This is a genomic window from Paracoccus sp. (in: a-proteobacteria), from assembly GCF_046289755.1.
GTDB lineage: Bacteria > Pseudomonadota > Alphaproteobacteria > Rhodobacterales > Rhodobacteraceae > Paracoccus.
In genome coordinates, this window is record NZ_JBKBVD010000027.1 from 23,783 (window position 1) to 50,002 (window position 26,220).

Annotated in this window: 26 protein-coding genes; 14 read left to right on the forward strand and 12 right to left on the reverse strand. The window is 68.5% G+C overall.

The features are described 5' to 3' along the window. Nucleotides 1-50: 50 nt before the first annotated feature. Entirely contained in the window at nucleotides 51-1,238 is a 1,188-nt protein-coding gene (locus tag ACK41U_RS11395; protein WP_409679979.1) for an MFS transporter, read from the forward strand. Here ACK41U_RS11395 and ACK41U_RS11400 read toward each other — a convergent pair. After that, complete coding sequence (locus ACK41U_RS11400; protein ID WP_409679982.1) at nucleotides 1,156-1,917, reverse strand: DUF599 domain-containing protein; 762 nt, start codon at nucleotides 1,915-1,917, stop codon at nucleotides 1,156-1,158. The genes ACK41U_RS11395 and ACK41U_RS11400 overlap by 83 nt on opposite strands. 105 nt (nucleotides 1,918-2,022) lie before the next feature. Between ACK41U_RS11400 and ACK41U_RS11405 the strand changes: the two genes are divergently transcribed. From ACK41U_RS11405 to ACK41U_RS11420, 4 genes are all read left to right on the forward strand, one after another. Then, on the forward strand, nucleotides 2,023-3,495 hold the full coding sequence (locus tag ACK41U_RS11405) for an FAD-linked oxidase C-terminal domain-containing protein (protein WP_409679985.1): 1,473 nt from the start codon (nucleotides 2,023-2,025) through the stop codon (nucleotides 3,493-3,495). After that, on the forward strand, nucleotides 3,485-4,528 hold the full coding sequence (locus ACK41U_RS11410; RefSeq protein ID WP_409679988.1) for an FAD-binding protein: 1,044 nt from the start codon (nucleotides 3,485-3,487) through the stop codon (nucleotides 4,526-4,528). The genes ACK41U_RS11405 and ACK41U_RS11410 overlap by 11 nt, the downstream gene beginning before the upstream one ends. Next, complete coding sequence (gene glcF, locus ACK41U_RS11415; RefSeq protein WP_409679991.1) at nucleotides 4,529-5,839, forward strand: glycolate oxidase subunit GlcF; 1,311 nt, start codon at nucleotides 4,529-4,531, stop codon at nucleotides 5,837-5,839. Nucleotides 5,840-5,959: 120 nt separating this feature from the next. Continuing rightward, nucleotides 5,960-6,412, forward strand: coding sequence for an Hsp20 family protein (locus ACK41U_RS11420; RefSeq protein ID WP_409679993.1), 453 nt, complete (start codon nucleotides 5,960-5,962; stop codon nucleotides 6,410-6,412). A gap of 126 nt (nucleotides 6,413-6,538) precedes the next feature. On the opposite strand, the gene recR is transcribed toward ACK41U_RS11420, so the two are convergent. From recR to ACK41U_RS11440, 4 genes are all read right to left on the reverse strand, one after another. Continuing rightward, complete coding sequence (gene recR / locus ACK41U_RS11425) at nucleotides 6,539-7,138, reverse strand: recombination mediator RecR (RefSeq protein WP_409679996.1); 600 nt, start codon at nucleotides 7,136-7,138, stop codon at nucleotides 6,539-6,541. 4 nt (nucleotides 7,139-7,142) lie between these two features. After that, nucleotides 7,143-7,487, reverse strand: coding sequence for a YbaB/EbfC family nucleoid-associated protein (locus tag ACK41U_RS11430; RefSeq protein ID WP_409679999.1), 345 nt, complete (start codon nucleotides 7,485-7,487; stop codon nucleotides 7,143-7,145). Nucleotides 7,488-7,490: 3 nt separating this feature from the next. Continuing rightward, nucleotides 7,491-9,281 (reverse strand): DNA polymerase III subunit gamma/tau, encoded by a 1,791-nt coding sequence (locus ACK41U_RS11435; protein WP_409680002.1) that lies wholly within the window; start codon nucleotides 9,279-9,281, stop codon nucleotides 7,491-7,493. 67 nt (nucleotides 9,282-9,348) lie between these two features. After that, on the reverse strand, nucleotides 9,349-9,843 hold the full coding sequence (locus ACK41U_RS11440; protein ID WP_409680005.1) for a hypothetical protein: 495 nt from the start codon (nucleotides 9,841-9,843) through the stop codon (nucleotides 9,349-9,351). Between the two features lie 115 nt (nucleotides 9,844-9,958). On the opposite strand from ACK41U_RS11440, the gene ACK41U_RS11445 reads away from it, so the two are divergent. Further along, entirely contained in the window at nucleotides 9,959-10,369 is a 411-nt protein-coding gene (locus ACK41U_RS11445; protein ID WP_409680008.1) for a SufE family protein, read from the forward strand. Here the strand turns inward: ACK41U_RS11445 and mnmA are convergent. After that, the gene (gene mnmA, locus ACK41U_RS11450; protein ID WP_409680055.1) at nucleotides 10,341-11,483 is read right to left on the reverse strand and encodes a tRNA 2-thiouridine(34) synthase MnmA; all 1,143 of its coding nucleotides are present in this window, start codon (nucleotides 11,481-11,483) and stop codon (nucleotides 10,341-10,343) included. The two genes, ACK41U_RS11445 and mnmA, sit on opposite strands and share 29 nt — an antisense overlap. Nucleotides 11,484-11,689: 206 nt before the next feature. Between mnmA and ACK41U_RS11455 the strand changes: the two genes are divergently transcribed. From ACK41U_RS11455 to recG, 4 genes are all read left to right on the forward strand, one after another. Next, nucleotides 11,690-11,974, forward strand: a complete 285-nt coding sequence (locus ACK41U_RS11455; protein WP_409680011.1) for a DUF1153 domain-containing protein — start codon at nucleotides 11,690-11,692, stop codon at nucleotides 11,972-11,974. A gap of 91 nt (nucleotides 11,975-12,065) precedes the next feature. Beyond that, a complete protein-coding gene (gene ctrA / locus ACK41U_RS11460) occupies nucleotides 12,066-12,776 on the forward strand; it encodes a response regulator transcription factor CtrA (protein ID WP_409680014.1) in 711 nt (236 codons plus the stop codon). A 199-nt stretch (nucleotides 12,777-12,975) separates the two neighbouring features. After that, nucleotides 12,976-15,306, forward strand: coding sequence for an NAD-dependent DNA ligase LigA (gene ligA / locus ACK41U_RS11465; RefSeq protein WP_409680017.1), 2,331 nt, complete (start codon nucleotides 12,976-12,978; stop codon nucleotides 15,304-15,306). Continuing rightward, complete coding sequence (gene recG / locus ACK41U_RS11470) at nucleotides 15,303-17,402, forward strand: ATP-dependent DNA helicase RecG (RefSeq protein WP_409680020.1); 2,100 nt, start codon at nucleotides 15,303-15,305, stop codon at nucleotides 17,400-17,402. The genes ligA and recG overlap by 4 nt, the downstream gene beginning before the upstream one ends. Before the next feature lie 358 nt (nucleotides 17,403-17,760). Here recG and ACK41U_RS11475 read toward each other — a convergent pair whose 3' ends face one another. After that, the gene (locus ACK41U_RS11475) at nucleotides 17,761-18,204 is read right to left on the reverse strand and encodes an iron-sulfur cluster assembly scaffold protein (protein WP_409680023.1); all 444 of its coding nucleotides are present in this window, start codon (nucleotides 18,202-18,204) and stop codon (nucleotides 17,761-17,763) included. Between the two features lie 61 nt (nucleotides 18,205-18,265). Between ACK41U_RS11475 and hisI the strand changes: the two genes are divergently transcribed. Next, nucleotides 18,266-18,622, forward strand: a complete 357-nt coding sequence (gene hisI, locus ACK41U_RS11480; protein WP_409680026.1) for a phosphoribosyl-AMP cyclohydrolase — start codon at nucleotides 18,266-18,268, stop codon at nucleotides 18,620-18,622. Nucleotides 18,623-18,685: 63 nt separating this feature from the next. On the opposite strand, the gene gluQRS is transcribed toward hisI, so the two are convergent. The 5 genes from gluQRS to ACK41U_RS11505 form a co-directional block, all read right to left on the reverse strand. Further along, nucleotides 18,686-19,525 carry a tRNA glutamyl-Q(34) synthetase GluQRS gene (gene gluQRS, locus ACK41U_RS11485; RefSeq protein WP_409680028.1) on the reverse strand — a complete coding sequence of 280 codons (840 nt, stop codon included), beginning with the start codon at nucleotides 19,523-19,525 and terminating at the stop codon, nucleotides 18,686-18,688. Further along, entirely contained in the window at nucleotides 19,507-20,844 is a 1,338-nt protein-coding gene (gene trmFO / locus ACK41U_RS11490; RefSeq protein WP_409680031.1) for a methylenetetrahydrofolate--tRNA-(uracil(54)-C(5))-methyltransferase (FADH(2)-oxidizing) TrmFO, read from the reverse strand. Before trmFO ends, gluQRS begins: the two co-directional genes overlap by 19 nt. Nucleotides 20,845-20,981: 137 nt before the next feature. Further along, on the reverse strand, nucleotides 20,982-21,608 hold the full coding sequence (locus ACK41U_RS11495) for a 50S ribosomal protein L25/general stress protein Ctc (protein ID WP_409680034.1): 627 nt from the start codon (nucleotides 21,606-21,608) through the stop codon (nucleotides 20,982-20,984). A 110-nt stretch (nucleotides 21,609-21,718) separates the two neighbouring features. Next, the gene (locus ACK41U_RS11500) at nucleotides 21,719-22,885 is read right to left on the reverse strand and encodes an L-lactate dehydrogenase (RefSeq protein WP_409680037.1); all 1,167 of its coding nucleotides are present in this window, start codon (nucleotides 22,883-22,885) and stop codon (nucleotides 21,719-21,721) included. Nucleotides 22,886-22,943: 58 nt separating this feature from the next. Beyond that, a complete protein-coding gene (locus ACK41U_RS11505) occupies nucleotides 22,944-23,225 on the reverse strand; it encodes a hypothetical protein (RefSeq protein ID WP_409680040.1) in 282 nt (93 codons plus the stop codon). Nucleotides 23,226-23,310: 85 nt separating this feature from the next. Between ACK41U_RS11505 and ACK41U_RS11510 the strand changes: the two genes are divergently transcribed. The 3 genes from ACK41U_RS11510 to ACK41U_RS11520 all read left to right on the forward strand — a co-directional run. Continuing rightward, nucleotides 23,311-23,895 (forward strand): TetR family transcriptional regulator, encoded by a 585-nt coding sequence (locus ACK41U_RS11510; protein ID WP_409680043.1) that lies wholly within the window; start codon nucleotides 23,311-23,313, stop codon nucleotides 23,893-23,895. 67 nt (nucleotides 23,896-23,962) lie between these two features. Then, on the forward strand, nucleotides 23,963-25,876 hold the full coding sequence (gene dnaG, locus ACK41U_RS11515; RefSeq protein ID WP_409680046.1) for a DNA primase: 1,914 nt from the start codon (nucleotides 23,963-23,965) through the stop codon (nucleotides 25,874-25,876). 160 nt (nucleotides 25,877-26,036) lie between these two features. After that, nucleotides 26,037-26,220 (forward strand): RNA polymerase sigma factor region1.1 domain-containing protein (locus ACK41U_RS11520; RefSeq protein ID WP_409680049.1); only part of this gene is annotated, 184 nt, incomplete at its 3' end.

Consider the following 26,220-nt stretch of genomic DNA (forward strand, 5'->3'; position numbering starts at 1 on the left):
TGTCAGGGCGGGACATGCCCCTCCCCACCGACCCCGCGACAGGACAGCCCATGACCCAGACCCGCGATCTGCGCGCCGCCATTCTTGCGCTGGCGCTTGGCGCCTTTGCCATTGGCACGTCCGAATTTGCGGCCATGGGGCTGCTGCCCTTCTTCGCCGCCGACCTGCTGCTGACCGAGCCGCAGGCGGGCCATGTCATCAGCGCCTATGCGTTGGGCGTGGTGATCGGCGCGCCGCTGACCTCGCTGATGGGGGCGCGGCTGCCCCGGCGGCGGTTTCTGGCGGCGCTGATGGCCTATTACGGGCTGATGAACCTGATCGCGGCGGGGATGCCGGGCTTTGCCTCGCTGACCGCGACGCGGTTTCTGGCCGGGCTGCCGCATGGCGGCTTTCTGGGCGTCGCGATGCTGTATGCCGCTGATGCGCTGCCGCAGGGCCAGCGGGCGCGGGGGGCGGCACAGGTCATCATGGGGCTGACGGTGGCCAATATCGTGGGCGTGCCGCTGGCCGGATGGATGGGGCAGACGATCGGCTGGCGCTGGGGCTTTGCGATGCCGGGACTGCTGGCGCTGGCCTCGGCCGTGGCGATCCTGCGGGTGGCGCCGCGCGTGGGCGGCAACCCTCATGCGCGCCCGTGGGACGAGCTGGCGGCCCTGCGCAATCCGCGCGTGCTGTGGACGCTGGCGGTCAGCGCCATCGGCTTTGGCGGGCTGTTTTCGGTCTATGCCTTCCTGACGGCGGCGATTCTGGCGACCACCGATGCGCCGGGCTATGTCATCCCGCTGGCGCTGGCGATGTTCGGCGTGGGCGGCACTTTGGGGACATGGGGCGCCGGGCGCTATACCGAGCGGCTGGGCACCGAGCGTGCGGCCTATGTCAGCCTTGCGGCCATGGCCGTGACGCAGGGCTTTGCGGCGCTGGTGGTGGGCAACTGGCCGCTGATGGTGGTGTCGTCCTTCCTGATCGCGGCGGGGGCGGGGCTGGTGATCCCGCTGCAGACGCGGCTGATGGATGTGGCGGGATCGGCGCAGAACATGGCCGCCGCGATGAACCACGCGGCCTTTAACGCGGCCAATGCGATCGGCCCGCTGCTGGCGGGCTTAGCGCTGGCGGCGGGCTGGGGCTGGCGCGCGCCGGGTCTGGTGGGCATGGGCCTTACGGCTGCGGGGGCTGTCGTTCTGACAATCTCTGTCTGGCAGGATCGGACAGCTCGGGCGCGGGCAGCGACCGCAGGATAACCTGCCGCGAGGTCGAGGCAAACTCGCGCCGCCAGGTCACGAGCAGCACGACCGCCGTGCCCGCCATCAGCCCGTAGGGCCCCGCCAGCCATGTCAGCGAGGCCAGCGCGAAATAGACGCTGCGCAGCCCGGCATTGAAGTTGCGCGCGGCCGTGATGTTCAGGTCGGCGGCCTGCATGGCGCGCTGAAGGGCGGTCGGATCGTCGGGCCGGTTGGGCACCGAGGCCATCATGATCGCGCAATAGCCAAACAGCCGGTGCGCCCAGACGAATTTCAGGAAGGCGTTGACAATAAAGAACATCGTCACCAGCAGCCGCATCTCGTAGCCGGTGCTGGCAAGCTCTTCGATCTCGAATTCGCGCGCGATGCCGCGCAACCGCTCGCCATTGCCGATCAGGGCCAGCAGACCGCCGGTGGCGATCATGCAGGCGCTGGCGAAAAACGCCGTCCCCTCGCGCAGGCTGGCCAGAATATTGCCGTCAAAGATGCGGTTGTCGCGCCCGACGAACTGGCGCATCCACTCGCGCCGGAACCGCACCATCAGCACCGAGACCGAGGGCCGCCCGACCGGGGGCCGCTCGGTCACCCAGCCGATGCCCAGCCACGCGACAAACAGCAGCGCGACCGCGATCAGGTCGGGCAGGGACAGGCGGGCGGACAAAAGCGTTTCCAGGGTCATGGGCCTGTTCTAGGCTCCGGTCGCGCGCCTTGAAAGGAAAACCCGCAGCCCCTATCGTCGCAATGTCCGCACCCGGCCCTGCGGACATGAGGGAGGAGACCGGCCATGATCCAACTGCCCCCGCCCGATGCAGGCGTGCTGTCGCGGCGCGCAGACATCGTCGCCGCCCTGCGCGCGGAACTGCCCGGCGCCGTCATCGACGATCCCGCCGAAACGCGGGCCTATGAATGCGACGCGCTGTCGGCCTATCGCTGCGCGCCGCTGGCGGTGGCGCTGCCGCGCTCGACCGATGAGGTGTCGCGCCTGCTGCGGCTGTGCCACGATCTGCGCGTGCCGGTGGTGCCGCGCGGCGCGGGCACCAGCCTTGCGGGCGGCTCGATGCCCACATCGGACGCGGTGGTGATCGGTCTGTCGCGGATGACCGAAGTGCTGGAGATCGCGCCTGAAGATCGCATGATCCGGGTGCAGGCGGGGCGCACGAACCTGTCCGTGTCGGGCGCGGTCGATCATCTGGGGTTCTTCTATGCGCCCGACCCCTCCAGCCAGCTGGCCTGCGCCATCGGCGGCAATATCGCGATGAATTCGGGCGGCGCGCATTGCCTGAAATACGGCGTCACCACGAACAACCTGCTGGGCGTGACGCTGGTGCTGATGGATGGCAGCGTGGTCGAACTGGGCGGCCCGATGGGCGAGGCGCCGGGCCTCGATCTGCTGGGCGTCGTCTGCGGGTCCGAGGGGCAGCTGGGCATCGTGACCGAGGCCACGCTGCGCATCCTGCCCAAGCCTGCGGGCGCGCGCCCGGTGCTGGTGGCCTTTGATGCGGCAGAAACCGCAGGCGCCTGCGTCGCGGCGATCATCCGCGCCGGCGTGCTGCCGGTCGCGATCGAGTTCATGGACCGCCCCTGCATCCGCGCGACCGAGGCGCATTCCGGCGCGGGCTATCCCGATTGCGCAGCGCTGCTGATCATCGAGGTCGAGGGCACGCCCCCCGAAATCGACGAACAGCTGGCCCTGATCCGCGCCATCGCGATGCGCTTTGATCCGGTCGAATTCCGCGAAAGCCGGTCCGATGACGAATCGCGCCGCATCTGGCTGGGCCGCAAATCGGCCTTTGGCGCGATGGGGCAGCTGGGCGATTACATCTGTCTGGACGGCACGATCCCCGTCTCGTCCCTGCCTTTGGTGCTGGCGCGGATCGGCGAGTTGTCGCGCGATTACGGGCTGGCCGTGGCCAATGTGTTCCATGCGGGCGACGGCAATATGCACCCGCTGATCATCTATGACGCCAACACGCCCGGCGATCTGGACCGGGCCGAGGCGCTTGGCGCCGACATCCTGCGGCTCTGCGTCGATATGGGCGGCTGCCTGACCGGCGAACATGGTGTGGGCATCGAAAAGCGCGACCTGATGACGGCGCAGTTCGACCCCCCGGACCTCGAGGCGCAGATGCGGGTCAAGGACGCCTTTGACCCGCATTGGCTGCTGAACGCGGCCAAGGTCTTTCCGCTGCACATCTCGGCTTCGCGCCGCGAGCGCCGCCTGAACCGGCCCCTGAATGACCGGCCCGATGCGGCCTGAGACCGAGGCCGATCTGGCCCGCATCATCCGCGCGGCGCGCGCGCCCCTGCGGATCACCGGCGGCGCCACCCGCCGCTGGCCGGGCGAGGGCAGGGGCGAGGTGCTCGACATCACCGGCCTCAGCGGCGTGACGCTCTATGAACCCGAGGCGCTGACCCTGACAGTGCGCGCGGGCACGCCGCTGGACGTGGTGCAGCAGACGCTGGCGGCCGAGGGCCAGATGCTGGGGTTCGAGCCGCCGGGCGATCCCGGCTCGACCATGGGCGGGGTGGTGGCGACCAATGCCTCGGGGCCGCGCCGGGTGCAGCTGGGGGCCGCGCGCGACGCGCTGATCGGGCTGCGCATGATCGACGGGCAGGGCAATCTCATCCGCAATGGCGGGCGGGTGATGAAGAACGTGACCGGCTATGATCTGGTCAAGCTGATGGCGGGCAGCCGCGGACGGCTGGGCGTGCTGACCGAACTGACCTTCCGCACCGCCCCGCTCCCCCCCGTCCGCGCCACCCTGTGCCTGCCCGATCTGGACGCCCCCGCCGCGATCCCGGCGCTGACCCTCGCCCTGTCCGGCGCCTTCGATGTGGCGGGCGCCGCATGGTCGCCCCGGCACGGCGCCCTGATCCGCCTCGAAGGGCTGGCCGGTTCCGTGGCCGGACGCGCGACCGCCCTCAGCGACCGCCTGTCCCGCTTCGGCACGCTCACCCGCCGCGACGACGATCCATGGCCATGTCTTCTTCATCCAAATATCCACGATCCCGCCCTCGACACCTGGCGCATCATCTGCCGCCCCAGCGCCGCCACAGCCCTGCTGACCCATCTGCCCGAACCGCTGCTGCTGGACTGGGGCGGCGCGCTGATCCATATCGCCCTGCCCGCAGGCGAGCTGCCGCCTCTGCCCCCCTTCGCGGGCCATGCCCGGCGCATCACCGGGGCCATCCCGGCCGTCCTCCCCGCCCCCGACCCGGTCACCGCCCGGCTGGAGCGCGACCTGCGCGCAGGCTTTGACCCGCGCGGTATCTTTCAGGGGGATGACTGAATGCAGACCCGTTTCACGCCCGATCAACTGACCGACCCGCTGACCGCCCGCAGCAACAGGATCCTGCGGAACTGCGTGCATTGCGGCTTTTGCACCGCGACCTGCCCGACCTATCAGGTGCTGGGCGACGAGTTGGACAGCCCCCGGGGCCGCATCTATCTGATCAAGGACATGCTGGAATCCGGGCGCCCCGCCGATGCGCGCACCGTCACTCATATCGACCGCTGCCTCGGCTGTCTGTCCTGCATGACGACCTGCCCCTCGGGCGTGCATTACGCCCATCTGCTGGAACATGCCCGCGAGCATATCGAGGCGACATATCGCAGGCCCTGGCGCGACCGGGCGCTGCGCTGGCTGCTGAAGGCGGTGCTGCCTTATCCGCGCCGCTTCCGGCTGGCGCTGCTGGGGGCAAAGATCGGGCGGCCCTTTGCGGGCCTGATCCCCGACCTGCGGTTGCGCGCCATGCTGGCGATGGCGCCCGCGCAGATCCCTCCGGTCAGCCGCCACGATGACGGCCAGAGTTTTGCCGCCCTCGGCCCCCAAAGGGCGCGGGTGGTGCTGATGATCGGCTGCGCGCAGCGGGCGCTGAACACCGACATCAACGACGCCACCATCCGGCTGCTGCGCCGGGCGGGCTGCGAGGTGGTGATCCCGCAGGCCTTCGGCTGCTGTGGCGCGCTGACGCTGCACATGGGCGATGAGGCTGACGGCAAGGCGCGGGCGCGCGACAGCATCGCGCGGCTGCTGGCCGCCGAGGCCGGGGGGGCGGTCGATGCCATCATCATCAACACCTCGGGCTGCGGCACCACGATCAAGGATTACGGCCATCTGTTCGCGGGCGATCCGCTGGAGCCGCAGGCGCGGCGGGTGGCCGCGCTGACCCGCGATGTCAGCGAGTTTCTGGACAGCCTTGGCCTGCCCGCGCGTGCCCGGCCCGAGGGCGCGGGCCTGCGGGTGGCCTATCATTCCGCTTGTTCGCTGCAGCATGGCCAGCGGGTGCGCAGCGCGCCCAGGGATCTGCTGACCCGCGCCGGGTTCGAGGTGGTCGAGCCCGCGGATGCGCATCTCTGCTGCGGTTCGGCGGGGACCTACAACCTGCTGCAGCCCGAACTGTCATCCCAGCTGAAATCGCGCAAGGTCGCGACGCTGGAGGCGGTGGCGCCGCAGGTGATTGCGGCGGGCAATATCGGCTGCATGATGCAGATCGGCGGCGGCACCGCGATCCCGGTCGTGCATACGGTCGAACTGCTGGACTGGGCGACCGGCGGGCCGACACCGCCCGCGCTGAATCCGGTCGCGGAAGGGTCTTGAACGCCGTCCCGATGCGCCTAAATCTGGAATTGCCGGTGGCCATGATGGCATCGGCAGGATCGCCCGCCCGGATCATCGGGGGGCAACCCAGTTCACATCGCTTGAATGAGGATGAGACCCATGCGCAATTTTGACCTGACCCCGCTTTACCGTGCCTCGGTCGGCTTTGACCGGCTGGCCGATGTGATGGACCGCGCCATGTCGGCGGACATCGCCGCCCCGACCTATCCGCCCTATAATATAGAGAAGACCGGCGACGATACCTATCGCATCTCGATCGCCGTGGCCGGGTTTTCGGCCGACGATCTGTCGGTCGAGATCCGCGATGGCGCCGTGATCGTCTCGGCCCGCAAGGCCGAGGATGAGGATGGCCGCAGCTATCTGCATCGCGGCATCGCCACCCGCGCCTTTGAGCGCAAGTTCACGCTGGCCGATCATGTCCGCGTCGAAGGGGCGAGCCATCTCGACGGGATGCTGCATATTGATCTGCTGCGCGAGATCCCCGAGGCGCTGAAGCCGCGCCGCATCGACATCGCGAAATCCGCGCCGAAGGTCGAGACGCTGGACGCCTGAGTGGTGTAGCGTCTTTGCGTCCCGCGACCGCCGGGGGGCCAGCCCCCCGGACCCCCCGGGATATTTGATGACCAAAGCAAAGCAGGGCCGTATCGGAATGCGGCCCTGTCTGTCGTTTTGGCGACCTCAGAAGCGGCGGCGGGCGCGCAGGGCGGCGGTGATGGTGCCGTCGTCGAGATAGTCCAGCTCGCCGCCGACCGGAACGCCCTGGGCCAGGCCGGTGACGGCCACGTCCGAGCCGTCCAGCGCATCGGCGATGTAATGGGCGGTGGTCTGGCCGTCGACGGTGGCGTTGAGCGCCAGGATCACTTCGGAGATGCGTTCGGTGCGGATGCGGTCGAGCAATGTCGGGATGCCCAGATCTTCGGGGCCGACCTCGTCCAGCGCCGACAGGGTGCCGCCCAGCACGTGATAGCGGCCGCGAAAGGCGCGGCCGCGTTCCAGCGCCCAGAGGTCGGCCACGTCCTGGACCACGCAGATCTCGCCAGTGGCGCGGGCCGGGTCGGCGCAGATCGCACAGAGGTCGCGGTCGGTGATATTGCCGCAGCTGAGGCATTCGCGTGACGCGAGCGCCACCCGGTCCAGCAGCTGCGCAAGCTGGGTCATCTGGCTGCCGCGTTTGCGGATCAGCTGCAGCACGATGCGCCGGGCCGATCGCGGGCCCAGACCCGGCAGCCGGGCCAGAAGCGCGATCAGCGTCTGGATGTCATCCGCGCCCTCGGACATGCGCCTAGAAGGGCAGGTTCATGCCCGCAGGCAGGCCCAGCCCCTCGGTCATGCGGGCCATTTCGGATTTCATCCGGTCTTCGGCCATGCGCTGCGCCTCTTTGATGGCGGCGAGGATCAGGTCCTCGACCACCTCTTTTTCCGAGGGCACGAAGATCGAGGGGTCGATTTCCAGCGCCGTCAGCTCGCCTTTGGCGGTGCAGGTCGCGCGCACGAGGCCCGCGCCCGACACGCCGGTGACGGTGATGCGGGACATCTCTTCCTGCATCTGCGCCATCTTTTCCTGCATGTCCTTGGCGGCTTTCATCATCTTGGCCATGTCGCCAATGCCGCCCAAACCCTTGATCATCGCTTAATCCTCATCTTCGAACGGGTCCCATTCCTCGACCTCGGCCACCGGGCCCTGGGTGTCGTCATGGGGGTTGGCCGCGCCATCGGGCGCCTCGGGCAGATCGGCCGGGGGCGTGGCGCGGGTGATGCTGGTCAGGCGGGCGCCGGGGAAGGCGGCCAGCACATGCTGCACGAGGGGCAGGGTCATCGCGCGGTCGCGGGCGGCCTGCGCCTCGGCCTCGCGGGTTTCGGTGAGGGTGGGGGCGCCGCCGGAACTGGTCAGGGTCACGGCCCAACGCTGGCCGCCGGTCCAGCCGCGCAGCCGTTCGGCCAGCCTTTGCGCCAGATCGGGCGGCGCGTTGTGGCGCGGCTCGAACTCGATCCGGCCGGGGCTGTAGCGGACCAGCGCGACATGGCGTTCGACCATCACCAGCAGCGTCATGTCGCGCATGCGGGCGATCAGCTCGATCACCGAGGCGAAATCGGGATAGCCCTCAAGCAGGTCGGGCGAGACGGCCAGCGCGGTTGCAGCGCCTGTGGCGGCTCCGGAGGCGGCGACAGGCGCGGGGCGGGCGCGGCGCATCTGGGGGGCGGTTGCGGCGGGGGCCGCGCCCTGCGCTGCCGGGCCGCGTGCGAAGTCGCCCGCGCTCTGGGCCTGCTGGACGCGGCGGATCAGCGCCTCGGGGTCGGGCAGATCGGCCACATGGGTCAGCCGGATCACCGCCATTTCGGCGGCCATCATGGCATTGGGCGCCGCCGAGACCTCGTCCAGCGCCTTGAGCAGCATCTGCCACATGCGCGACAGCACCCGCATCGGCAGCCGTTCGGACAGATCGCGGCCCCGCAGGCGTTCGTCGGGGGCGACCGTGGGGTCGTCCAGCGCGTCGGGGGTGATCTTGGCGACCGAGATCCAGTGCGTCACATCGGCCAGATCGCGCAGCACCGCCACCGGGTCGGCGCCATCGGCATACTGGCCCTGCAATTCCGTCAGCGCCGCCGCCGCATCGCCGCGCAGGACCATCTCGAACAGGTCGATGACCCGGCCCCGGTCGGCCAGACCCAGCATGGCGCGGACCTGATCGGCCGTCGTCTCACCGGCGCCGTGGCTGATCGACTGGTCCAGAAGCGAGGTCGCGTCGCGGGCCGAGCCTTCGGCGGCGCGCACGATCAGCGCCAGCGCGTCGGCGGTGATCGCGGCGCCTTCGGTGGCCGCGATCCGTTCCAGCAGGGCGATCATCACCTCGGGTTCGATCCGGCGCAGGTCAAAGCGCTGGCAGCGCGACAGGACGGTGACCGGCACCTTGCGGATTTCCGTGGTGGCAAAGATGAATTTGACGTGGGGGGGCGGTTCTTCCAGCGTCTTGAGCAGCGCGTTGAACGCGCTGGTCGACAGCATGTGAACCTCGTCGATGATGTAGATCTTGTAGCGCGCCGAGGCCGCGCGATAGTGGACCGATTCGATGATCTCGCGGATGTCGCCGACGCCGGTGCGCGAGGCGGCGTCCATCTCCATCACGTCGACATGGCGGCCCTCGGTGATCGCCACGCAATGTTCGCAGACCCCGCAGGGTTCGGTCGTGGGGCCGCCCGCGCCGTCGGGGCCGATGCAGTTCAGGCCCTTGGCGATGATGCGGGCGGTGGTGGTCTTGCCGGTGCCACGGATGCCGGTCATCACGAAGGCCTGCGCGATGCGGTCGGCGGCAAAGGCGTTTTTCAGCGTCCGGACCATGGCGTCCTGACCGACCAGATCCGCAAAGGTCTCGGGCCGGTATTTGCGGGCCAGAACCTGATATGTCGCTTGTGTCTCGCTCATCCGGGTCACCCGTTCCTGACGCGCCACCTTAGCCGCCGGCGGGGGCGGCAGCAACCGCGTGCCGTCGTCAGCGGCGCAGGGTCAGAACGCGGTCGGCGCCCGAAATCTCGATCGCGGAGATGCGGCGCAGCTGGGCAAAGCTGACCGGGCGGGCCACCGTGATCGTGTCGGCCGCCGGATCGGCGCGCAGGCCCGCCGCCGCACTGCCGGGTTCGGGCGGCACCGCGACAAAGCGCAGCCGCAGCACGCCGTCGGCATCGGGGGCAAGGCGCCCGCCGGGCTGCGGGCGTTCGGTGATCAGCGCCGCCGAGTGATAGCCCTTGACCGGGCCAAAGCCGCGCACGACCAGCAGGCGGCCCTCGGGCAGGGGTTGCCAGCCGGCCCCCAGCAGCATCGGCACCGCCGGGCGCGCATCGAGGCTGCGCCAGCCGCCCTCGGGTTCGATCGAGACCGGCGCGCGGGAGGCCGAGCCCCGGAACGGGTTGAGGCCGCTGTCACCCAGACGACCGCAGCCCGCGACGGCCAGCGTGGCGATCAGAAGCGAGATGGTCAGTCTGGTCATGGCGGCATCCCTTGTCGTGCTGCTGCAATGCTTAGGCGAAACGGGGCGCGCGGAAAAGCCTCTTTGACCTTGGCCCGCGCCCGCGCTACCCCTGCGCCCGCAACAGGAGAGTGCCATGACCACCGAAGCCTTCGACGAGATCGCGGAAACCTTCGATTTCCTCGATGACTGGGAAGAGCGTTACCGCCATGTCATCGAACTGGGCCGCGCGATGGCGCCGATGGACCCGGCGCTGCAGGTGCCCGCCACCAAAGTCGAGGGCTGCGCCAGTCAGGTCTGGATCATGCCCCGGATCGAGGATGGCCGCTTTGGCTTTCAGGGCGACAGCGATGCGCTGATTGTGCGCGGGCTGATCGCGGTGCTGCATGCGCTGTATTCCGGCCTGCCGGTGGCGCAGGTGGAACAGGTCGATGCGCAGGCCGCGCTGGCGCGGCTGGGTCTGGACGAGCATCTGTCGGCGCAGCGGTCGAACGGGGTGCGCGCGATGGTGGGCCGGATCAGGCAGCTGGCCGCCGACGCAGGCTGATCCAGCCGCCGCCCAGCACGCGGGTGCCGCCCGCCTCGTAGAACACGCAGGCCTGTCCGGGGCTGACGCCCTCTTCGGGGTCCAGCAGCTCGACCTCGGCCCGGCCCCCCGGCAGGGCGCGCAGGATCGCGGGCCGGGGCGGACGGGTCGAGCGGATGCGGACCATGCAGGGGGTTTCACCCGCCAGCGGCTGATCGCCCAGCCAGTTCACCTCGGTCACATTCACCAGCGTCGTGGCCAGCGCCGCTTTCGGGCCCACGACCACGCGGCGGGTCTGGGGCTCCAGCCGCAGCACGTAAAGCGGATCGCCCAGACCGCCGATGCCCAGCCCGCGCCGCTGCCCGATCGTGTAGTGGATCACGCCGCGATGCTGGCCCAGCACGTTCCCCTCAAGGTCCACGATCTCGCCCGGATCGGCAGCGCCGGGGCGCAGCTTTTCGATGACCGCGGCGTAATCGCCATTGGGCACAAAGCAGATGTCCTGACTGTCGGGCTTGTCGGCCACGACCAGCCCGTATTCGGCGGCCAGCGCCCGCGTCTCGGCCTTGCTGGGCAGGTGGCCCAACGGAAAGCGCAGGAAATCCAGCTGCTCCTGCGTGGTCGAGAACAGGAAATAGCTTTGATCGCGCACCGGGTCGGCGGCCATGTGCAGCTCGGCCTTCTGGGCGCCATCCTTGCGCTGGATATAATGGCCGGTCGCCATGCAGTCGGCGTCCAGATCGCGCGCGGTCTGCAGCAGGTCGCGGAACTTCACCCGCTCATTGCAGCGGATGCAGGGCACCGGGGTCGCGCCCGCCAGATAGGCATCGGCGAATTCGTCGATCACCGATTCACGGAACTTGTTTTCGTAATCAAGGACATAGTGCGGAAATCCCATCCGCTCCGCCACCCGGCGGGCGTCGTGAATGTCCTGCCCCGCACAGCAGGCGCCCTTTTTCGCCAGTGCCGCACCATGATCGTACAGCTGCAAGGTGACGCCGATCACGTCATAGCCCTGCTCTTTCAGTTGTGCCGCCACGACAGAGCTGTCCACGCCGCCCGACATCGCGACGACCACGCGCGTCTGCGCGGGCGGTTTGGCAAAGCCAAGGCTGTTGAGGTCATCGGCGCCCATGGGCGCGTCAGTCAGGGCAGTCAGTGTCATGGACGGTCTCCGGGGTGCCGCCCGGATGCGGGGCGGCAGGAAGGGCGGCAGGATCCGTCAAAATATAAGCAAATGCCCGGCAATCTCAAGGCGGGCGGGGCGGGAAATGCCCTTCGGGTTAACCCGGGATCAAACCTGCTCTGCCAATCTGGCGCCATGATCAAAGGACAGGTGGAATGTTCGTGAAAAAGAGCAGTGGCCCCCGGACCGTGACCTTGCCGGACGGACGCATCCTGACGGTTGCCGACCTGCCGCCCGCAGAGACGCGTTGGGTTGCCAGCCGGAAAGAGGTTGTGGTGCTGGCGGTGACGCATGGCCTGATCGGGCGTGACGAGGCGTTGCGGCGCTATGGCCTGTCCGACGAAGAGTTCGCAGGGTGGTGCGAGGCGGTCGCACGGCATGGCAAGCGCGCCCTCAAGGTCACAGCGATTCAGAAATTCAGACAACCCAAGGTTGATTGAGGTCGCGCGATTCTGCATAGGTAACACCATATTAACCTGTTGGGGCGATGGTTCGCTCAGGACCACTGCGAATCGAGGGGACATTTGTTAAATGCGCATTCTTTTGGTGGAAGATGACCCCAGCACAGCCCGCGCGATCGAGCTGATGCTGACGGCGGCCAGTTACAATGTCTTTCGCACCGATATGGGCGAAGAGGGGATCGACCTTGCCAAATTGTACGATTACGATCTGATCCTGCTGGATCTGGACCTGCCCGACATGCACGGGATGGAGGTTCTGCGCCATCTGCGGCTGGCCCGCATCGACACGCCGATCCTGATCCTGACCGGCTCGGACGACACCGAAAGCAAGCTGCGCGGCTTTGGCTTCGGCGCGGACGATTACATGACCAAGCCCTTCAACCGCGACGAACTGCAGGCCCGCATTCAGGCGATCATCCGACGCTCGAAGGGGCACAGTCAGGCGCTGATCCGCACGGGTGAGATGGTGGTCAATCTTGACGCGCGCTCGGTCGAGGTGGCGGGCAGGCCGGTGAACCTGACCGGCAAGGAATACCAGATTCTGGAACTGCTCAGCCTGCGCAAGGGCACGACGCTGACCAAAGAGATGTTTCTGAACCATCTCTATGGCGGCATGGATGAGCCGGAACTGAAAATCATCGACGTGTTCATCTGCAAGCTGCGCAAGAAGCTGTCCGAGGCGCTTGGTGGCGAAAATCACATCGAAACTGTCTGGGGACGCGGCTATGTGCTGCGCGATCCCGGCCCCGTGCAGGACGAGCGTCTGGCGCTTGGCGCCTGAGCGGCGGATTTTGCGGCGACCATACGGCGCGCTTTGGCCTGCGCCGGGAAGGCCGCGCTGAGGTTCTTCCGCTGGCCGGATCGTCATCTGCGCTCTGATCTGCCGCAGTGCTGGAACTTGTCCCCGGCTTGGGCGATACCCATGCGCAACGCGCGGACCATCGGGCCTGCGCCATCACGATGCGCAACGGGAGAGCGGCATGACGCGCAGGGGCAAGGACGCGACAGGCGAAATGGCGAACGGGGCCGCCGGTGTGGATCAGGGCGGGGCATCGCCGGACCGGGCATCGCCGGAGCGGGGATTGCCGGACCGGGGCCGGGCGCAGGACGAGATTGCAGACCTGTCGGCCCGGATCGCTGCGGCGGATACGGCCTATCACAGATTTGACGCGCCCCGGATCGCGGATGCAGATTACGATGCGCTGAAAGCACGGCTTCGGGCGCTGGAATCGGCCTTCCCGGATCTGGCCGCGTCTGACAGCCCGACGCGCCGTGTCGGGGCCAGCCCGGCTGAGGGGTTTGGCAAGATCGTTCACGCGCAGCGCATGATGTCGCTGGAAAACGCCTTTGATGCGCAGGATGTGACGGATTTCATGTCCCGCATCCGCAGCTTTCTGAACCTGAGGCCCACGCAGCCACTGGCCATGACTGCCGAACCGAAAATCGACGGGCTGTCGCTGTCGCTGCGCTACGAGCGCGGCGAACTGATACAGGCGGCCACGCGGGGCGACGGTGCGGTGGGCGAGAATGTCACCGCCAATGCCCGCACCATCGCCGATATTCCGCAGGTGCTGACCGGCGATGTGCCCGACATCCTTGAGGTGCGCGGCGAGGTCTATATGGCGCATGACGATTTCGCGGCGCTGAACGCCTCGGGCGAGGGGCGCGTCTTTGCCAATCCGCGCAATGCGGCGGCGGGCTCGTTGCGCCAGATCGACCCGGCTGTGACCGCGCGCCGGCCGCTGCGCTTTTTCGCCTATGGCTGGGGCGAGGTTTCGGCGCCGCTGGCCGTCACCCAGTCGGGCGCGGTGGCGCGGCTGGCGGAGCTGGGGTTTCAGACCAACCCGCTGATGCGCCCGTGCGCGGATGCCGATGCGATGCTGGCCACCTGGGCCGCGATCGAGCAGCAGCGCGCGACGCTTGGCTATGACATCGACGGCGTGGTCTACAAGGTCGATGACCTTGGCTATCAGGCGCGTCTGGGCTTTCGCGCGACCACGCCCCGATGGGCTCTGGCGCATAAATTCCCGGCAGAAACCGCCTGGACCCGGCTTGAGAAGATCGAGATTCAGGTGGGCCGCACCGGCGCGCTGTCCCCCGTCGCGCGGCTGGAGCCGGTGACGGTGGGCGGGGTCGTCGTCTCGAACGCGACCCTGCACAATGAGGATTACATCGCCGGTCGCGACAGCACTGGCGACCCGATCCGCGACGGGCGCGACATCCGCGAGGGCGACTGGGTGCAGGTCTATCGCGCGGGCGATGTGATCCCCAAGATTGCCGATGTCGACCTGTCGCGGCGCCCTGCGGACAGCCGGGTCTATTCCTTTCCGACGGTCTGCCCCGATTGCGGGTCCGAGGCGATCCGCGAGCCGGGCGATTCGGCGCGCCGCTGCACCGGCGGGCTGGTCTGTCCCGCGCAGGCCATTGAGAAGCTGAAGCATTTTGTCGGACGGTCGGCCTTTGACATCGACGGTCTGGGCGCAAAACAGATCGAGATGTTCTTTGCCGATGAGGTGCTGCCCATCCGCGAACCGGCGCATATCTTCACGCTTGCGGCGCGGGACGCGGCGCAGCTGACCAGGCTGAAGAACCGCGACGGCTTTGGCGAACGTTCGGTCGAAAAGCTGTTCGCGGCGATCGAGGACAAGCGGCGTATCCCCCTGGCGCGGCTGATCTTTGCGCTTGGCATCCGGCATGTGGGCGAGGTGGCCGCCGCGACGCTGGCGCGCCATTTCGGGACATGGGACGCGCTGGTCGCGGCGCTGGATGCGGCGGGCCCGGCAGCCCATCGCCATATCGTCGCCGAAGAGGCCGTGATGCAGGAACGCGCCGAGGCGTCGGAGCAGGGGCGGCGCGCGCGGCTGAAAGAGACGCGCGACCGGGTCTGGGCCGAGGATCCGCCCCCCGCCGGGGCCCGCGCCGCGTGGGAGGATCTGGTCAGCATCGACGGCATCGGCGAGGTGCTGGCGGGCTCGCTGGTGACGGCCTTCGGACAGTCTGCGGAACGGGCGGGGATCGACCGGCTGCGGGACCAGCTTGAGGAGGTTCTGCCGCATGAGGTCGCGGCCTCGGCCCAGACCGCGGTGACCGGCAAGACGCTGGTGTTTACCGGCACGCTGGAGCGGATGACGCGGGCCGAGGCCAAGGCGCGGGCCGAGGCGATGGGCGCCAAGGTCGCGGGCTCGGTCAGCGCAAAGACGGATCTGCTGATCGCCGGGCCGGGTGCGGGGTCAAAGGCTGCCAAGGCTGCGGCGCTTGGTGTCGAGGTCATCGACGAGGATGCGTGGATGCGTCTTGCGGGGGCCGAATGACCGAGGGCCGAGGCCGCCCGCCCGCGCTGTTTCCGCTGTTTGCGGGGATCGACACCTTGCCCGGCATCGGCCCCAAAGGCCGCGCCGCGCTGGAGCAGATGGGCATCACCCGGCCGCGCGATCTGATCTTTACCCTGCCCGCCAGCGGCATCACCCGCCGCCGCATCACCCGGATTGCCGATGCCCGGCCGCCCGAAACCGTGACCCTGACGGTCACCGTGACTCGGCACCACGCGCCCGCGACCCGCACACGGCCATGGCGCGTCCATTGCACCGATGCGGCGGGCGGCGATCTGACGCTGGTCTTCTTTCGCGCGCGGGGCGACTGGATCGAAAGCCAGCTGCCCATCGGCGCGCGCCGCGTTCTCAGCGGCAAGGTCGAGCTGTTCGACGGGCTCGCACAGATGGTCCATCCCGACCATATCCTGCCCGAGGACGAGGCGCCGCCCTCGGATTTCGAGCCTGTCTATCCGCTGTCTGCCGGGCTGACGCAAAAGACCATGGCCCGCGCGGTCGAGGCGGCGATGGCGCGGCTGCCTTACATGGACGAGTGGATCGATCCGCAGCTGCTGGCCACGCGGGGATGGCCGGGCTTTGCCGATGCGGTGGCGCAGGCTCATGCGCCGGGGGCGCCGCGCGATCTGTCGCCGGATGGTCCGGTGCGGGCGCGGCTGGCCTATGACGAATTTCTGGCCCATCAGATGACGCTGGCGCTGGTGCGGCGGGAAAAGCGACGGCTCAAGGGGCGGCCCAGTGCGGGCGACGGGCGGCTGCGGGCAAGCGTTCTGGCCAGCCTGCCCTGGCCGCCGACCGGCGCGCAGACCCGCGCGGTCGCGGAGATCGCCGCCGATATGACCAGCGACCGGCGCATGAACCGGCTGCTGCAGGGCGATGTGGGCGCGGGCAAGACGCTGGTGGCGCTGATGGCGGCGCTGGTCGCGGTCGAGGCGGGGGGGCAGGCCGTGCTGATGGCGCCCACCGAGATCCTCGCGCGCCAGCATGCCCGCGCGCTGGAGCCTCTGGCCCGCGCGGCGGGGGTGCGGCTGGCGGCGCTGACCGGGCGCGACAAGGGCGACCTGCGTGCGCAGATCCTGACCGATCTGGCGGGGGGGGACATTCAGATCCTGGTCGGCACCCATGCGGTGTTTCAGAAGGATGTCGCATTTCACGACCTGCGGCTGGCGATCATCGACGAACAGCACCGCTTTGGCGTGGCGCAGCGGCTGGAACTGTCGGCCAAGGGCGATGCGCCGCCCGACATGCTGATCATGACCGCGACGCCGATCCCGCGATCGCTGGCGCTGACCCAATATGGCGATCTGGACCTGTCGGTGCTGGATGAAAAGCCGCCCGGACGCCAGCCGGTCACCACGGTGATGATCGGCGATCACCGTCTTGACGAGGTGGTCGCGCGGCTGGATGCGGCGCTGGCGCGGGGCGCGCGGGCCTATTGGGTCTGCCCGCTGGTCGATGAAAGCGAGGTCAGCGATCTGACGGCGGCCGAGGCGCGGTTTACCATGCTGCGGGCGCGGTTTGGCGAGCGGGTGCGGCTGATCCATGGCCAGATGCCGCCCGATCAGCGCGACGCGGCGATGGCGGATTTCGCCTCGGGGCAGGCGCAGATTCTGGTGGCGACGACGGTGATCGAGGTGGGCGTCGATGTGCCCGAAGCCACGATCATGGTGATCGAGCGGGCCGAGAGTTTCGGTCTGGCGCAGCTGCATCAGCTGCGCGGGCGGGTCGGGCGCGGGCAGGGGGCCTCGACCTGTCTGCTGATGTATCACGCGCCGCTGAACGAGACCGGCACCCGCCGCCTGACCACCCTGCGCGACACCGAGGACGGGTTCCGCATCGCCGAGGTCGATCTGGAGATGCGCGGGGCGGGCGATGTGATCGGCACAGCGCAGTCGGGCCTGCCGCGGTTCCGGGTCGGCGATCTGGAACATCAGGCGGGGCTGATGGCGGTGGCCCGCAACGATGCGCGCGCGCTGCTGGAACGCGACCCGGTGCTGGAGACGGCGCGGGGGCGGGCGGTGCGGCTGCTGATGTGGCTGATGCAACAGGACCAGTCGATCCGGCTGATCAATGTCGGCTGAGATGGGATGTTCTTAAAAAGTTCTTTACCGAATCGGAGCAATATGAGAACAAAGCAGCAACAGAGAGGAGTTGCTGCCATGACCCGAGATTTTCTGTGCGATTTCATTGGCGTCACCGCGCTGGCCGTCACGACGACGGTGGTGCTGTGGCTGCCCGCCATTCTTCAGCCCTGAGGGTCTGATCCCAGTTCTGCCCCCCCAGTTCTGCCCCCGCGTTGCAGGGCGCGGCGTCCGCCTGTGCGCCGCCCCATCACTGAGAGCACGCGCAACTTGACCGGCCCCTTTGCGGGCCGGTTTTTTTATGGGCAGGTTTGCATGGGCAAGCGCGTGTCTGGCGGCAAACGTCAGTCGGCAAACGTCAGGCGGCGGCGAGCGCCTGGTCCATAGCCTCCAGCGTCGCGTCCCAGGCCAGCAGGATCGAGGCGTGGCGGTTGGGATAGTCGCGCGCGGGCAGCAGGGCCTCCAGCTCGGCAAAGGGCGGCGGCGGGGGCGGGGCGGCGTCTTTCAGCATCGCGCGCAGCGCCTCGCGCGTGGCGGCGATCCGGGCGCGGTCGCAGCCGATCACCGCGCCGCCCAGCACGGCGGCCGAGGCCTGACCCAGCGCGCAGGCCCGCACCTCTTGCGCGAAACCGCTGATGCGGTCGCCGTCCAGCGTCACCTCGACCGAGACCGACGATCCGCATTGCGGCGACCGGCGCGACGCGCGACCGTCAGGCGCAGGCAGGCGGCCCGGATGCGGGATATTGGTCGTCAGCGCAAGAATCCGGCGCGAATAAAGCTGCATGAGGTCGCTGTCGGCCATGGTCTTTCCTCGCATGCGGGCTTTGGTCTAGATAGGGGGCCGCCCTGCGAAAGGAAACAGGATGTTCGACCCTCTCAGCCTCAAATACGATGCCAGCGGTCTGGTTCCCGCGATCGCGCAGGATGCCGCGACCGGCGAGGTGCTGATGATGGCATGGATGAATGCCGAGGCCATAGCCCGCACGCTGGAGACGGGGCGGGTGACCTATTGGTCGCGGTCGCGCCAGAGTTTCTGGGTCAAGGGCGAAAGCTCGGGGCATGTGCAGGAGCTGGTCGAGATGCGGGTGGATTGCGACCGCGATTGCCTGCTGGTGCTGGTCCGGCAGACGGGGCCTGCCTGCCACACGAACCGGCGGAGTTGTTTTTACACCGCGCTGCGCGAGGGGGCCGAGGTCGTGATCATGGATCCGATGGCGTAGGGGGCGCTGCCCCCCGTCGCGTTCCGCGCCGCCCCCCGGGATATTTCCGGACCAATGCAGGGGTCAGAACCCGGTCATGCGGCGGATGTCGGCGGGGGTGGCGCCCGCGTCGCGGGAGTGGCGCAGCGCGCGGGCGTCGTCGCGTTTGGCGAGGCGTTTGCCTGCGTCGTCGCGGATCAGGCGGTGGTGCAGATAGGCGGGGGTGGGCAGGTCCAGCAGGCGTTGCAGCAGGATATGGATGAAGGTTGCGTCAAAGAGGTCCTGGCCGCGGGTGACCAGGGTGACGCCTTGGGCGGCGTCATCGACCACCACCGCCAGATGATAGGATGTGCCCATGCCGCGCCGGGACAGGATGACGTCGCCGATCCGGTCGCGGAACTGCCGGCGCGTCAGGCTGTGGTCCTGGCCGGGCAGGATGGCGCGGTCGCGGAAGCTGATCGTGCCGGTGTTCAGCGCATCGAAGGCGCGGGCGGCGTCGAGGCGGATGACGTCATCGGGGCCTGCGTCGTGCATGCTGCGGGTGCGGCAGGTTCCCGGATAAATCAGGCCGTCCGGCCCGGCGGGGGGGGCGCCCTCTTGCGGGGCGGACAGGGCGGCGCGGATGTCGCCGCGTTTGCAGCGGCAGGGATAGGTCAGGGGGGCGAGCCGGTCCAGCGCCGCCTGATAGGCGGGCAGACGGTCGGACTGGCGCAGGACCGGCTGATCCCAGTCGAGGCCCAGCCATGCGAGGTCGTCGTAGATGGCAGCCTCGAATTCGGGGCGGCAGCGGTCGCGGTCGATATCCTCGATCCGCAGCAGGAAGCGGTCGCCCGCAGCGGCGGCGGTCAGGGCCGAGAAGGCGTGGCCCAGATGCAGGAGCCCGGTGGGCGAGGGGGCAAAGCGGGTTACTGTGCGGCCAGCCATGCGCCGAAATCATCCTTGGCCCGCTGGGTATAGGCGGGATAGCGGTCCTTGCGGCCCCGGCGCCCGCTGCGCGCCTCGTCCAGCGGCGGGAAGAGGCCGAAATTGACGTTCATCGGCTGGAAGGTCTTTGCCTCGGCGCCGCCGGTGATGTGGTTGACCAGCGCGCCCATCGCCGTGGTGAAAGGCGGCGGCGGCAGGTCGCGGCCAAGGGCCTGCGCCGCGGCCATGCGGCCCGCCAGCAGGCCCATGGCCGAGCTTTCGACATAGCCCTCGACCCCGGTGACCTGACCGGCAAAGCGCAGATTGGGCCGCAGTCGCAGGCGCATGCGGTCATCCAGCAACGTCGGCGAGTTGAGGAAGCTGTTGCGGTGGATGCCGCCCAGCCGGGCAAAGCTGGCATTCTGCAGGCCGGGGATCATGCGGAACACCTGCGTCTGTGCGCCATATTTCATCTTGGTCTGGAAGCCCACGATATTATACAGCGTGCCCAGAGCGTTATCGCGGCGAAGCTGCACCACGGCATAGGCTTTTTCTTCAGGCTTGTGGGTGTTGGTCAGGCCCACCGGCTTCATCGGGCCGTGGCGCAGGGTTTCGCGGCCGCGCTCGGCCATGACTTCGATCGGCAGGCAGCCGTCGAAATAGCCTGCGGTCTCGCCCTCGTGGAATTCGGTCTTGTCGGCGGCCAGCAGCGCGTCGATGAAGGCCTCGTATTCCGGCCTGGTCATCGGGCAGTTGATATAGGCCTTCTGCTCGGCCAGCGTCTCGCCCTTGTCATAGCGGCTTTGTTCCCAGGCCACCGACATGTCGATGGTTTCGGCATGCACGATGGGGGCGATGGCGTCGAAGAAGGCCAGCGCCTCGGTGCCGGTCACGCCGCGGATCGCATGGGCCAGCGCGTCCGAGGTCAGCGGCCCGGTCGCCACGATCCAGTTGCCGTCGGTGGGCAGTTCGGTGATCTCGCCCGGCTCGATCCGGATCAGCGGCTCGGCGCGCAGGGTTTCGGTGACGGCGGCCGAGAACGCCTCTCGGTCAACGGCCAGCGCGCCGCCTGCGGGCAGGCGGTGCCGGTCGGCCATCGCCATGATCAGCCCGCCCGCCGTCCGCATCTCCCAATGCAGCTGGCCGACCGCGTTCATCACATCGTCGTCCGAGCGGAAGCTGTTGGAACAGACCATTTCGGCGCAGTCGCCGGTCTTGTGGGCGAAGGTTTCGACCTGGGGGCGCATCTCGTGCAGCACCACGGGCACGCCGGCGCGGGTGATCTGCCAGGCGGCCTCTGATCCGGCCAGTCCGGCGCCGATGATGTGGACGGGTTCCATGGCGGTCTTCCTGTTCTGGTCTGTCCGGGTCGTGTTGATCGGGGCTAGCAAGGCGGGGGCTAGCAAGGCGGGCGCGAAATGAAAAGGGCGGCGCCTGTGGCACCGCCCCCTTGTCGGATGCGACCGAGGCGTGCGGATCAGTCCGCAGCAGCCTCTTCGGTCGCGCCTTCTGCTTCGCTGTCGTCCGAGCGCAGCGCCGAGGGGGCTGCGATATTGGCGATCACGAAGTTGCGGTCGATGGTGGCTTTCGCGCCTTCGGGCAGTTTCACATCGTCGATGTGGATCGTGGCGCCGACATCCAGACCTGCCAGATCGACGGTGATGTGATCGGGGATCTCGCCCGCGGTCACGACCAGCTCGACCTCGTTACGCACTGTCACCAGCGTGCCGCCGCGCTTGAGGCCGGGGCACGTGTCCTGATTGACGAACTCGACCGGGATGAACAGGTTCACCTTCGAGGTGCGGCGCAGACGCATGAAGTCGATATGGATCGGCAGATCCCTGACGACATCTTTCTGCACGGCGCGGCAGATGACGCGCACATCGTCCTGACCGTCGACCTTCAGGTTCCACAGCGTGGACATGAAGCGGCCTGCACGCAGTTGCGTCAGCAGTTTGTTGAAGTCGAACTGGATCGAGATGGGGTCTTTGTTGTCCCCATAGACGATGCCTGGCACCTTGCCGTCGCGGCGAGCTTGGCGGGCGGCCCCCTTGCCTGTCCCCGCGCGCGGCTCGGCCACCAGATCCGGGATCTCTTTGGCCATGATTTTATTCCTATCAGTTGTTGACGACGCCGTCCTCCAAGGGTGCACGGCGACAGATCGTGGCCCATAGCCCATGTCGGGCGGTTTGTGAAGGCCCATTCGGGGCTGTGTCAGAGCCCGTATTCGGTCTCGAACCCCTGCGGCAGCAGCAGATGCTCGCGCCCGATCGCGCCCAGCTGGCGTTCGCCGCACAGGGCCATGGTGGTGTCCAGTTCCCTGGCGATGATCTCCAGCGCGCGGGTCACGCCCGCCTCGCCCATGGCGCCCAGACCGTGCAGCCATGCCCGCCCGATCCAGGTCGCATCCGCGCCCAAAGCCAGCGCCTTGAGCACGTCCTGACCGCTGCGGATGCCGCTGTCCATGTGGATCTCGACCCGGTCGCCCACCGCCCGCACGATATGGGGCAGCATGCGGATCGAGGACAGCGCCCCGTCCAGTTGCCGCCCGCCATGGTTGCTGACCACGATGGCATCGGCGCCGAAATCGGCGGCGATGCGGGCGTCTTCGGGGTCAAGGATGCCCTTGAGGATCAGCTTGCCGCCCCACATGTCGCGGATGGCGGCGATCTTGTCCCAGTCCAGCCGGTCGTCGAACTGCTCGGCGGTCCAGCTCATCAGTGACCGCGTGTCCCCGACGCCTTTGGCATGGCCCACGATATTGCCAAAGCCGCGCCGTTTGGTCTGAAGCATCTTCAGGCCCCAGCGCCAGCGCGTCGCCAGATCCAGCATCACCGGCAGCGTCATCTTGGGCGGCGCCGACAGCCCGTTTTTCAGATCCTTGTGCCGCTGCCCTAGGATCTGCAGATCCAGCGTCAGCACCAGCGCGCTGCATCTGGCGGCCCTGGCGCGTTCGATGATGGCGGCCAGAAACTCCTGATCCTTCATCACATACAGCTGGAACATGAAGGGCGCGGTGGTGTGCGCCGCGACATCCTCGATCGAACAGATCGACATGGTGGACAGGCAGAAGGGCACGCCGAATTTTTCCGCAGCCCGCGCCGCCAGAATCTCGCCATCCGCATGCTGCATCCCGGTCAGCCCGACCGGCGCCAGACCCACCGGCATGGTCACCGGCATCCCCACCATCTGCCCCGCGACCGAGCGCGCGGACATGTCCACGGCCACCTTCTGACGCAGCCGGATGCGGGCGAAATCGGACGTGTTCTCGCGAAAGGTCTGTTCGGTATAGCTGCCCGATTCCGCATAGTCGTAAAACATCTTCGGCGTGCGCGCGCGGTGCAGCGTCTTGAGATCCTCGATGCAGGTGATCACGGGCATGGGCGGCCTCTCTTGGCGTTGGTCAGTTTTCTTTACCAGTCGCCACCGGGCTGCGCAATCACGAGGCGGCCCTGTCCAGACGCGCCCGTGTCGCAGGCTCGATGACCGGCGCGCGCAGCCCGCCCGCGCGCCGGCGCAGCGCCTCGGCGCGGGCGCTGGTGGCGGCCTCGGTCCGGGCGGCATCGGCGGGCGTGCGGGCAGCCGTGGCATGGGCGGGCAGCACAGGCTCGGCCAGAACCTCGGCGGTGGGCCGCAGCGCGGGATATTCGGCGGCGTCGGGCGCACAGGCGGCCAGCAGAACCAGCGCCAGCAGGGCGGGCAGGGGGCGATCTCTTGTCATGGCGGCAGGTTACGCCCACCGCCCCGGCGCGGCAACGCCCAGCTTCGCGGCTTTCCCCCCGGCGCGCCCGGCGCTAAGAACGGGCATGGCCCGCACCCAAGGTTCCCGCGCCGGGATCACCGGCCCCCTGCTTCGCGACGAGGCCCGCCGCCTGTTCGCGCGGCAGGGCTATGCCGCCGTGTCGATGCGCCAGATCGCGGCGGCGGTGGGGGTGCAGGCAGGCGCGCTGTACGCCTATACGCCCGACAAGCAGGCGCTGCTTTTCGATCTGCTGGACAGCCATATGCAGGATCTGCTGGCGGCCTGGCAGGACGATCCGCAGGCCGACCCGCTGGCGCGGCTGGAGCGTTTCGTGCGCTTTCATATCGGCTTCAGCCTTGATCATCCCGACGCGGTGTTCCTGTCCTATATGGAGCTGCGCAACCTCACGCCCGAGAATTTCGCCCGCATCGCGGCATTGCGCGACCGCTATGAATCGGCGCTGGAAGCCATCCTGCGCGCAGGCATCGCCCGCGGCGCGATGCGGATCGAGGATGCGCGCCTGACCACGCTGGCGCTGATCGCCATGCTGACCGGGGTGACCAACTGGTACCGCGAGGGCGGCCGCCTCGACCGGACCCGCATCGCCCAGCTTTACTGGGGCCTTGCCCGTCGCGCAGTCGGCGCCTGAATGTCTTCGTTGAGCAGATAGCCATCCCCGCTTGCCGCCCCGCGCGCCATGCCGGATAATCGCGCCCATGTCATTGCCCCCCGGTTTTCTTGATGAGATTCGCAACCGCGTCCCGATCAGCCGCGTGATCGGGAAAAAGGTCACATGGGATCTGCGCAAATCGAATCAGGGGCGGGGGGACTGGTGGGCGCCATGCCCGTTCCATCAGGAAAAATCCGCCAGCTTTCACTGCGACGACCAGAAGGGTTACTACTACTGCTTCGGCTGCCACGCCAAAGGCGACGCCGTGACCTTCCTGCGCGAACATGACGGGATGGAGTTCATCGAGGCCGTCAAGCACCTCGCCGCCGAGGCGGGGCTGACCATGCCCGAACCCGACCCCCGCGCCCGCGAACGCAGCGACCTGCGCACCAAACTGCTGGATGTGACCGAAGCCGCCTGCCGCTGGTTCCGCCTGCAGCTGCAGACCGCCCCCGCCGCCGAGGCGCGCGATTACCTCAGCCGCCGTGGCCTTGATGCCGCCGCGCTGGAGCGGTTCGAGATCGGCTTTGCCCCCGACGCCCGCCACGCCCTGACCGGCGCGCTGCGCGAAAAGGGCTTTGACGAGGCGCAGATCGTCGAATCGGGCATGTCCGCGAAACCCGAGGGCGGCGGCGCGGCCTATGACCGCTTCCGGGGCCGCATCATCTTTCCGATCCGCGACGGGCAGGGCCGCTGCATCGGTTTTGGTGGCCGGGCGATGGACCCGAATGCGCGGGCGAAATACCTCAACAGCCCGGAAACGCCGCTGTTCGACAAGGGTCGCAACCTCTATCACCTCGCCCCCGCCCGTGCGGCGGTGGCCAAGGGCCAGCCGCTGATCGTGGCCGAGGGCTATATGGACGTGATCGCGCTGGCCCGCGCCGGGTTCGGGGGCGCGGTGGCCCCCCTTGGCACCGCGATTACCGAGGAACAGCTGCGCCTGATGTGGCGGGTCTCGCCCGAACCGGTGATCGCGCTGGATGGCGACGCGGCGGGCCAGCGCGCGGCGCAGCGGCTGATTGATCTGGCGCTGCCGCTGACCGGGGCGGGGCAGGCGCTGCGCTTTGTGATCCTGCCTGCGGGGCAGGACCCTGACGACCTGATCCGCGCCGCAGGCCCCGGCGCCATGCGGGCGCTGCTGGATCAGGCGCGCCCGCTGGTCGATCTGCTCTGGGCGCGCGAGGTCGAGGGGCAGGTCTTTGACAGCCCTGAACGCAAGGCCGCGCTGGACCGGCGGCTGGCCGAGGCGGTCGGGCGTATCCCCGATGAGCTGACCCGCAACCACTATACGGAAGAGCTGCGCCGCAAGCAGTGGGAACTGTTCGCCGGGGCCAAACGCAAGCCGCAATCGCGGCCCGGTGCTGCGGGCGCCCGCAATCCCGCCTGGCGCGGTGGGGCGGGGTCATCCGCGCGCGTCCAGAACCTGCCCATCGCCACACCGATGCCCGATGCGGGTGAGGATCTGCTGGAAGGCGCCGTGCTGCTGATCTGCGCGCTGCGCCCGGCCTGCACCGCCGCCATCGAATCGCGGCTGGAACGGATGCTGCCGCGCGATGCCGGTCGCGCCGCCCTGCTGCACGATCTGCTGACTGGTGCGGCCAGCGATGAGGGGGCGCGCGCCCTTGACAGGCTGAGGCGCGACGCCCATCTGGGGCTGACCCCGGCCGTGATCGAACAGCAGCAGGATGAGGCCGCCGCCACCATGCTGTGCAACCTTCTCGACCGGCTGGAGGCGCAGCGCGCGGCTTCCACCGAGATGGCCCGCGCCGAGACCGAAATTCAGGGCGAGGCCGATGAGGGCCTGACCTGGCGCATCAGCCAGATCGCCCGTGCCCGCCACCGCGCCGAACGTCCCGAGATCGAGACGACCGGCGATCTGAACGAAGACCGCGACGCGCTGTCGGCCCAGCTGTCAGGCTGGCTTTCAGGCCAGATCTGGCGCAAGCCGCCGCGTCGCTAGGACCAGTCTGCAAGGGCCGCGAATCGCTGCGCGGCCCTTGCGAATCATCAACCCGCCGTGGCCTTTGAATCGGCTGCGAAGCAGGATACAAACGTCTGAATTTTGCCCCGATTCGGGTTGCCCGCGAATCGTTGCCGGAACTGCTGAGAAGGAGCCTTTGATGGCCGCCAAGGACGACGAGCACGACAAGACCGAGCGCGACGACAACGCCCACACGCTGGACATGAGCCAGGCGGCGGTCAAGAAGATGATCGCCGAGGCGCGCGAGCGGGGCTATATCACCTATGATCAGCTGAACACCGTCCTGCCGCCCGAGCAGGTCAGCAGCGAGCAGATCGAAGACG